The organism is Lentzea albidocapillata, from assembly GCF_000719115.1.
Lineage (GTDB): Bacteria > Actinomycetota > Actinomycetes > Mycobacteriales > Pseudonocardiaceae > Lentzea > Lentzea albidocapillata.
In genome coordinates this window covers 1-671 of the sequence record NZ_JOEA01000066.1, presented here as the reverse complement: position 1 = coordinate 671, position 671 = coordinate 1, and the positions used below count along the sequence as shown (strand labels likewise).

1 protein-coding gene is annotated in these 671 nt (G+C 66.5%); it reads right to left on the bottom strand.

Annotated features, from left to right (window positions below; translation table 11 throughout):
* Positions 1-567: hypothetical protein (locus IG04_RS0141800; protein ID WP_030482289.1), on the bottom strand; the 567-nt coding region annotated here is incomplete at its 3' end.
* Between the last annotated feature and the right edge of the window lie 104 nt (positions 568-671).

Here is a 671-nt window from a genome sequence, read left to right as displayed (position 1 = left end):
GGACCACACGGCCGTGTTGAGCGCGGCGAACTTGTTGTCACCGGCGGGGATGACGGTGCCGAAGTACTCCTGGAAGAGCTCCGGGTGCTCCTTCAGCGCGGTGTCGGTGTCGAGGAAGATGACGCCCTGCTCCTCCAGGTCCTCGCGGATCTGGTGGTAGACGACCTCCGACTCGTACTGCGCGGCGACGCCGGCGACGAGGCGCTGCTTCTCCGCCTCGGGGATGCCGAGCTTGTCGTACGTGTTCTTGATGTCCTCCGGCAGGTCCTCCCAGGACTCGGCCTGCTTCTCGGTGGACCGCACGAAGTACTTGATGTTGTCGAAGTCGATGCCGGAGAGGTCCGAGCCCCAGTTCGGCATGGGCTTCTTGCCGAAGAGCTTCAGGCCCTTGAGGCGGAGCTTGGTCATCCACTCCGGCTCGTCCTTCTTGGACGAGATATCGCGGACGACGTCCTCGCCGATGCCACGCCGGGCGGAGGCTCCGGCCGCGTCGGAGTCGGCCCAGCCGTACTCGTACGTACCCAGGCCCTCGAGTTCGGGGTGGGCAGTCTCCGTGGGGAGCGTCATGCGGGGTTCCTCCCGGCCGTGCTTGCTGATGTGTCGGTGGGCTGATGTGCCGTGGTCTGCGGGGTGGCGCGCGGGATGAACGTCGTGCAGACGCCGTCTCCGTG